The organism is Prosthecobacter sp., assembly GCF_046154365.1.
In the GTDB taxonomy this organism is placed as follows: Bacteria; Verrucomicrobiota; Verrucomicrobiia; order Verrucomicrobiales; family Verrucomicrobiaceae; genus Prosthecobacter.
On sequence record NZ_JBJXFV010000126.1, the window covers coordinates 1 to 6,887 of the forward strand.

7 protein-coding genes and 1 pseudogene are annotated in these 6,887 nt (G+C 60.1%); 7 read left to right on the top strand and 1 reads right to left on the bottom strand.

Going from position 1 to position 6,887, the window contains the following annotated elements; all coding sequences use genetic code 11:
- Window positions 1–225: 225 nt before the first annotated feature.
- Window positions 226–690, top strand: coding sequence for a hypothetical protein (locus ACKVY0_RS16415; protein ID WP_409215908.1), 465 nt, complete (start codon window positions 226–228; stop codon window positions 688–690).
- Between the two features lie 83 nt (window positions 691–773).
- Window positions 774–2,523, top strand: a pseudogene (locus ACKVY0_RS16420) (putative transposase).
- A gap of 26 nt (window positions 2,524–2,549) precedes the next feature.
- On the opposite strand, the gene msrA reads toward ACKVY0_RS16420, so the two are convergent.
- Window positions 2,550–3,179, bottom strand: coding sequence for a peptide-methionine (S)-S-oxide reductase MsrA (gene msrA, locus ACKVY0_RS16425; protein ID WP_409215914.1), 630 nt, complete (start codon window positions 3,177–3,179; stop codon window positions 2,550–2,552).
- Between the two features lie 540 nt (window positions 3,180–3,719).
- Between msrA and ACKVY0_RS16430 the strand changes: the two genes are divergently transcribed.
- The 5 genes from ACKVY0_RS16430 (at window position 3,720) to ACKVY0_RS16450 (ending at window position 6,672) form a co-directional block, all read left to right on the top strand.
- Entirely contained in the window at window positions 3,720–4,100 is a 381-nt protein-coding gene (locus ACKVY0_RS16430; protein WP_409215909.1) for a globin, read from the top strand.
- A gap of 37 nt (window positions 4,101–4,137) precedes the next feature.
- Window positions 4,138–5,073, top strand: a complete 936-nt coding sequence (locus ACKVY0_RS16435) for a 2-hydroxyacid dehydrogenase (protein ID WP_409215910.1) — start codon at window positions 4,138–4,140, stop codon at window positions 5,071–5,073.
- Between the two features lie 271 nt (window positions 5,074–5,344).
- Window positions 5,345–5,935, top strand: coding sequence for a hypothetical protein (locus ACKVY0_RS16440; RefSeq protein WP_409215911.1), 591 nt, complete (start codon window positions 5,345–5,347; stop codon window positions 5,933–5,935).
- 49 nt (window positions 5,936–5,984) lie between these two features.
- Window positions 5,985–6,305 (top strand): nucleotidyltransferase domain-containing protein, encoded by a 321-nt coding sequence (locus tag ACKVY0_RS16445; RefSeq protein ID WP_409215912.1) that lies wholly within the window; start codon window positions 5,985–5,987, stop codon window positions 6,303–6,305.
- Entirely contained in the window at window positions 6,286–6,672 is a 387-nt protein-coding gene (locus tag ACKVY0_RS16450) for a HEPN domain-containing protein (RefSeq protein WP_409215913.1), read from the top strand. Before ACKVY0_RS16445 ends, ACKVY0_RS16450 begins: the two co-directional genes overlap by 20 nt.
- Window positions 6,673–6,887: the final 215 nt, after the last annotated feature.

Genomic DNA, 6,887 nt, shown 5'->3' on the forward strand with positions numbered 1-6,887 from the left:
CCAGCCTTTGCCGGGTGGGAGTGGCTACCCACTGGGTTCCAATAACAGTTTCGGAGTATTTCGATTTCGATGTTCTACATATTCGTTCTCATGTTCTAGGTTTAGCTTGGCGCGACAGACATCCTGACCTGGGCCTTTTGTTTCGAGGGTTCAGCGCGGGTGGGTGGAAAACGATTGAGCCAGAGTTCGCTGGCCAGCGGCGGTGGGGTTTGCTAGTTTTTGAGCGTGCCTCAGCTTCAGCTTCCGATCTTCCCAGACTCTTGCTCCCTCATCACGCCTCATCTTGGGTTCCAGCGTGTCGATGATCGTGTGGTCTATTTTAATGGCCACTTGCCGGTCTTCTCTCACGCCTGTGATGATCTGGCTTCTTTCCGCCTCTTTACTAGCCAGTTGGTCAATAATGGCTCGGTGACTCAAGCTCAGATCGCACGGGCTTTTGGCGTCCCGCTCATCACCGTCAAGCGCATGTGCGTGAGGCTGCGTGATGAGGGCTCGGCGGGCTTCTTTAAGCCAAGGCCACCGACTAGAGGCCACAAGCTCACACCTGACCTCATCGCTCAAGCTCAGGCGATGCTCGATGCGGGGGCTGCGGTGCCGGCCATAAGTTCGGCTCTCGGCGTGTTACAGACGACGTTGCATAAGGCTATCACAGCTGGGCGTTTAAAAAAAACGGTGCTCCGGGTTCTATAGGCTCTCCTGTTGCGCGGGTGCCCGATGGGACTCCCGATGGGACTCTCGACGTGGCGGTTCCTAGCAGCGCGAGTGATCGCAGTGTGGCTGATGGCGCGGGCCTCTTTGGCATCGGCACCACGCGTGAGTGTGATCGCTTGGCGGCGGCATTCGGCTTGCTCGATGGTGCGCCGCTGGAGTTTGAGGCGGCGGCGGACATCGCCAATGGCGGCACGTTGTGCGCCTTGCCCGCACTGCTCGCCATGGGCCTGCTGAAGCATCAACAGGCGGTGGGCTTCAGCCTGCCCAAGGGCTACTATCCCATGGTGAGTATCTTCCTCCTGCTAGCCCTGATGGCGCTGGCGCGTGTGCCTAGTCTGGAGCAACTGCGCTACCTGCCACCAGGGGAATGGGGCAAGCTGCTGGGCCTAGACCGCATCCCGGAAGTGCGCACGCTGCGCAACAAGATCGGCCTGCTCGCCGACTCGCCAGAGCGCACCGCACGCTGGGCTGCCTGCCTGGCTCAGGCTTGGATGAACCAGAACGAGAGTCAAAGCATCGGCACCCTGCTCATCGACGGGCACACCCGAGTCTATCACGGCAAAATGGCCAAACTACCACGGCGCTACATCAGCCGCGAACGCCTGTGTTTGCGGGCCACCACCGACTACTGGGTCAATGCCCTGGATGGAGCGCCCTTGTTTTGCGTGACCAAGCCGATCGACCCCGGACTCCAGCAGACCCTCGAGCACGACATCGTCCCGCGCCTGCTCACCGACATACCCGGGCAGCCCAGCGATGAGCGACTCGCCGCCCACCCGCACCTGCACCGCTTCACCCTCGTCTTCGACCGCGAGGGCTACTCGCCCGTCCTCTTTGCCCGGCTCAAAGCGCAACGCATCGCCATCCTCAGCTACCATCTCCATCCGGGCGAAGACTGGGCCAAAGAAGAGTTCAGCGAGCACCCACTCAGCCTCGTCAACGGCGCGCAAGTCACCCTCCAGCTCGCCGAGCGCGGCACCTACCTCAGCAGCGGCAAGCTCTGGGTTCGAGAGGTCCGTCGGCTCGATAACCGAGGCCATCAAACCGCCATCCTCAGCACCGACTACACCAGCGACCTGCGCCGCTGCGCCGTCTCCATGCTCGGCAGGTGGAATCAGGAAAACTTCTTTAAATACATGCGTCAACACTTCGGGTTAGACAGTCTCGTGGAGCACAGCACCAGTCCACTTCCAGATACCACGCGGACCGTCAACCCCGCCTGGCGCAAGCTCGAGAGCAGCGTGCGAAAAAAAGTCGGGCAGCTCAACAAACAGCGCACCCACTTTGCCCAGCACAGCCTCAAAGCGCATGACGACACGCCCGAAAAAGCCGCCATCTACGAGCAAAACAAAGGCACCCTACTCCGTGCGGACTCTTGAAGCCGAAATCACCGCGCTCAAAGCCGCGCGCAAAGCGCAGCCCCGCCACATCACCATAGCCGAGTTACCCGAGGCGCAACGCATCGAGCAACTCGCCCCCGCGAAGAAGCAGTTCATGGACAGCCTCAAACTCATCGCCTACCGAGCCGAGAGCAGCCTCGTGCAACTCGCGCGCGAGAAGCTCCAACGTCATGACGACGCGCGCAGCTTTGTGCGCGGGCTATTTGGGACCACCATCAATCTTCGCCCCGACCACACAACCAAGCATTTAGTGGTAGAATTCCACGGGCAGACGAACCCCGCCCATGACGATGTGGTGGAACACCTGTGCCGAGAGCTCAACGAGACCGAAACGATCTACCCCGGCACGGATTTGGTGCTGATTTTCCGCCCGCTGAGGTCATCCTCTTTCCACGCAGGTCAGGATGTCTGAGGCTTCGATTGCCAATCGAAGCTACTTCACTTCGCCTCGGGCTTGATCTTGCCTTTGTCCTCCAGCGTGTGCTTGAACTTCTCGGTCTTGGGATCGACGACGGCGCGGACGTAGCCCTGGTTGGGATTGAGGGCTTTAAAGTTTTGGTGGTAGTCCTCGGCGGGGTAGAATTTCTTCAGCGGAGCGATCTCGGTGGCGATGGGGTCTTTCCAGTTCTTCTGGGCGGCGGCTTTGGAGGCTTCGGCGATCTGCTTCTGCGCTTCGCTGAGGTAGAAGATGGCGGAGCGATACTGTGTGCCGTAGTCGTTGCCCTGGTAGGCGGTGCCTTTGGGCAGGAGCTTGCCGTGTTTGACCATGTCTTCCTTGGTGACGCTGGTGGGGTCGTGCGTGTCCCAGAAGAGGTCGATGATCTCTTTGTAGGTGATGATGGCGGGGTCGAACTCGAGCTGGATGACTTCGGCGTGGCCGGTGTCACCAGTGCAGATGTCCTCATAGGTCGGATTTTCGGTCTTGCCGCCGGCGTAGCCGCTGACGACCTTTTTGACGCCTTTGACGAGGAGGTACTGTGCCTCGACACACCAGAAGCAGCCCCCGCCGATGATGGCGGTTTCAGTTTTGGCGTCGGCAGCAGAGGAGATGGGGGCGAGAGAGGCCATGAGGAAGGTGGTGAGAAGGGTGAGCGCGGTTTTCATGGTGTGGATACGAACGAGTTCGAACGATGAGTCAATCATCCGTCGTGTGAGAGGCGAAACTTTCGGCGGAATTCCCGGTGGGGTGGAAATTTTTGGATTCATCTCGGAAGTTAGCTCGGAAAATCGTGACACCGACATCGGCCTGAAAGGCCGGAGGATTCCAGCCCAGGGCGAAAGCCCTGGGATAACGCGGAGGCCTATCAGGAATTTGGTGATGCACTCTGAAAGAGCGCGGGAGAGCTGCAGCGGCCTTTCCTGCGCTCATTCAGAGCGCGACCTTCGCTGCATGATTTCAACTGCTCCGCCGACCCAGGGCGGCACTCGCCAAGGCTCGCTTGCCCTGGACTGGACTCCTGCGCGCCGTTGGCGCGGCCGGATGCGCTGACTTGAGCCAACACGAGCGCACGAATTTCCCGGATGAACCAAAATGAATCTGGGAGCAGGAACTGCGAAGGAACTCAGACTCCTGCTTTCCTGCCTTCCTCATGTGTTTATGCTGGGAGAATGGATGAACTCTCGACTCTCTGCGCCCAGGTGGGCGAAACGACGCTGCGCGGCATGGTGGCGGCGTTTTACCGGCGGGTACGGACGGATGACGTGATCGGGCCGCTGTATCCGCCGAATGACTGGGAGAATGCGGAGAAGCGGCTGGCGGATTTCATCGTGTACCGTTTCGGCGGACCGCAGACCTACATCGAGGAGCGGGGGCATCCGCGTTTGCGTGGGCGGCACATGCCGTTTGCCATCGGCGTGGCGGAGCGAGATCGTTGGATGAAGTTAATGGGCGAAGCGATGCAGGAAGTGGGGATTCCTGAAGACGCGGCTCCAATCATCGGGGCGTTCTTTGCGCAGGTGGCGGACATGATGCGGAATCGTGAAGGGTGATTGAATCGCCGCAAAAAGAGGCAAAGAATGAAAAGATATGAAGAACGAACTGCTGATTCTCGCCCCGTTGCCGGATTTTTTGCTGGAACCGCTGCGGGCGGCGCATGTGTGTCATGATTACTTTCATGCGGAGGACAAGGCGGCGCTGCTGGCGAATGTCGGCGCACGAATTCGCGGGATCGTGATGTCGGGGGGCAGTGTCTCACCGATGGCATTGCTGCCGAAACTGCCGAAGCTGGAGATCATCAGTATGTTCGGCGTCGGTTATGATAATGTGCCAGTCGATTGGTGCCGCGCACATAACGTTCGCGTGACGAACACGCCCGACGTACTCACGGAGGATGTGGCGGACGCGGCGAGTGCGCTGGTGCTGATGACCAGCCGGCGGCTGATCGCGGCGAATCGCTTTCTGCATGCGGGCACATGGACGCAGGGGCCGTTTCCGCTGTCGCATGCGTTGCGGGGGAAGCTGGCAGGCATTCTGGGTCTGGGACGTATCGGCAAGGCGATCGCGCAGCGGCTCGAAGCGCATGGGATGAGGATCGCGTACCACGGCCGCACGCGGCAGGAGCTGAACTGGGAGTTTTTTGAGTCGCTGATCGAACTGGCGCGCGCGGCGGATTTTCTGATCGTTGCCTGTCCGGGTGGCGAGAAGACGAAGCATCTGATCAACGCGGCGGTTTTAGAGGCGCTGGGAAGCGAAGGCACGCTGATCAACATCGCGCGGGGCTCCGTCGTGGATGAAGCGGCGCTGATCGCAGCATTGCAGCGCGGCACGATTCGCGGTGCGGGGCTGGATGTGTTTGAAAACGAGCCACAGGTGCCGGAAGCCTTGATGCAGTGTGGAAACGCAGTGCTGCTGCCACATCTGGGCAGTGGGACACATGAGACGCGGCGTGAGATGGCTCGGCTGGTGGTGGAGAATCTGGCGGCGTATTTCAGCGGGAAGGCGCTGCTGACGCCCGTGTGCTGAGGTGACGTAGGGCGGATGTGTTGGGCGGAGACGATGCCGTGGTTCTCACTGTGAACGTCGCCCAACTATCCGGCTGGTGGCGTCATCGCATACTCCCCAGCCTGCGCACGCCCCCAGACCAGCCGGATAGTTCGGCGAAGGCCAGTCTTCCTGTTGGCGCAGTCTTGTGCGCCGAACACATCCGCCCTACGCGCGCCCGCAGCCCCCCCGCTCCTTGGCTTCTTGGCCGAAAGGCTGCTTGCCCTTCATGCGCGAGCCACTATTTACCTGCATGGGCAAAATCATTCTCGGAGCATTTCTCGCCGCCATCGCTGTCTTCGCGTGGGAGGCGGTGTCGTGGACGGCGCTGGGCTGGCATGAGAATGGGTTTCGTGAGTTTCGCGACGAATCCACCGTGGCCGAAGTGATCAAGGCGAACGTGACCTCGGGGCATGGTCTTTACATGCTGCCGTCGATGGAACCGGCCTCGAAGATGGCGACCGTCGAGGAAAAAAAGGCGCACGAGGCCAAGCAGGCCAAGGCGATGCAGGACGGCCCGTATGTTTATGCGATCATTCGTCCGGGCAAAGGCGAGATCAGCATGGGGACGAACATGATCCTGAGTTTTGTGCGCACGCTGATCTGCGCGTTGTTGATCGCGGCGCTGCTGAGCCAAGCGGCGTTGTTTTATCCGGCACGCATCGCGTTTGTGGCAGCGGCAGGATTGTTTGCGGGGCTGACGAGCGATCTGCCGATGTGGATCTGGATGGAGCAGCCAGCGCGAGATACCATCGTGAACATCGCGGATCATGTGATCGCGTGGATCATCGGCGGTGCGGTGCTGGGGATTTTTGTGGGCAAGGATCCGGTGGCGGAGCGGTGAGAGATGAACTGCTTGCGCGACGGCGGGGATGCAGCACTCTTGCCGCGTCATGATTGATCTAAGCCGCATCCGACGCTACACCGACGCGATTGCCGAGCGGTTCAAGCCGCAGCGCATCGTGCTGTTTGGCTCCCATGCTTATGGCAGGCCCACGGAGGATTCGGATGTCGATCTGCTGGTGGTGATGCCTTTCGACCGCAGCCAAGGACGCAAGTCGGCGGAAATCAGGCAGGCGTTGAGTGCGGGGTTCCCGCTCGATCTTATCGTGCGGACACCTGAAGACGTGCAATGGCGTCTGGAGCAGGGGGACTGCTTTCTCCAGGAAGTACTCACCAAGGGCAAGGTCATGTATGAAGCCGCTCTCGCTTGAATGGATCGGCAAGGCGGAAGGTGATTACGCCGTTGCGATGACGGTCATGCGCAGCCGCAAGTCCCGCATCCATGACGCGGTGTGTTTTCACTGTCAGCAGTGTGTTGAAAAGATGCTGAAGGCCAGGCTGTGTGAAGATGGCGTGTCGTTTCCCAAGACCCATGACATCGAGGTGGTGCTGAATCTTCTGCTGCCGGCCTATCCGTTGTGGGCGGCATTGCTGCCATTGGCTAAAAACCTCAGCGCTTATGCCGTTGATTTCCGCTATCCGGGCGATGCTGCCACTCCAGTCGAGGCCAAGCAGGCGATGAAGGAGTGTCGGACGATTCGTCGTGAGGTACGGCTTTCGTTTGGGCTGCCGGTTTAGCATCAATGCCGTTAAGCAATAATGACACCCCTATTCCCAGGTGCAAATCTGGCCCCTCACCCCGACCCTCTCCCCGGAAAGAAAGCCAAACGCAAAACAAGTCTCTCGCCGGGGAGAGGGAGCCTGACGCTGGCGCACGGTATTCAGGTCCCTCTCCCCGCGAGAAACGTGTTGCGCAAACAGGCGAGCTTCGGGGCTAGCGAAGCGCCGCGAAG

Coding starts and splice junctions, on each gene's coding strand:
- msrA (WP_409215914.1), bottom strand. CDS start 3,179: ATGGCCTCTCTCGCCCCCATCTCCTCTGCTGCCGACGCCAAAACTGAA.
- ACKVY0_RS16430 (WP_409215909.1), top strand. CDS start 3,720: ATGGATGAACTCTCGACTCTCTGCGCCCAGGTGGGCGAAACGACGCTG.
- ACKVY0_RS16435 (WP_409215910.1), top strand. CDS start 4,138: ATGAAGAACGAACTGCTGATTCTCGCCCCGTTGCCGGATTTTTTGCTG.
- ACKVY0_RS16440 (WP_409215911.1), top strand. CDS start 5,345: ATGGGCAAAATCATTCTCGGAGCATTTCTCGCCGCCATCGCTGTCTTC.
- ACKVY0_RS16445 (WP_409215912.1), top strand. CDS start 5,985: ATGATTGATCTAAGCCGCATCCGACGCTACACCGACGCGATTGCCGAG.
- ACKVY0_RS16450 (WP_409215913.1), top strand. CDS start 6,286: ATGAAGCCGCTCTCGCTTGAATGGATCGGCAAGGCGGAAGGTGATTAC.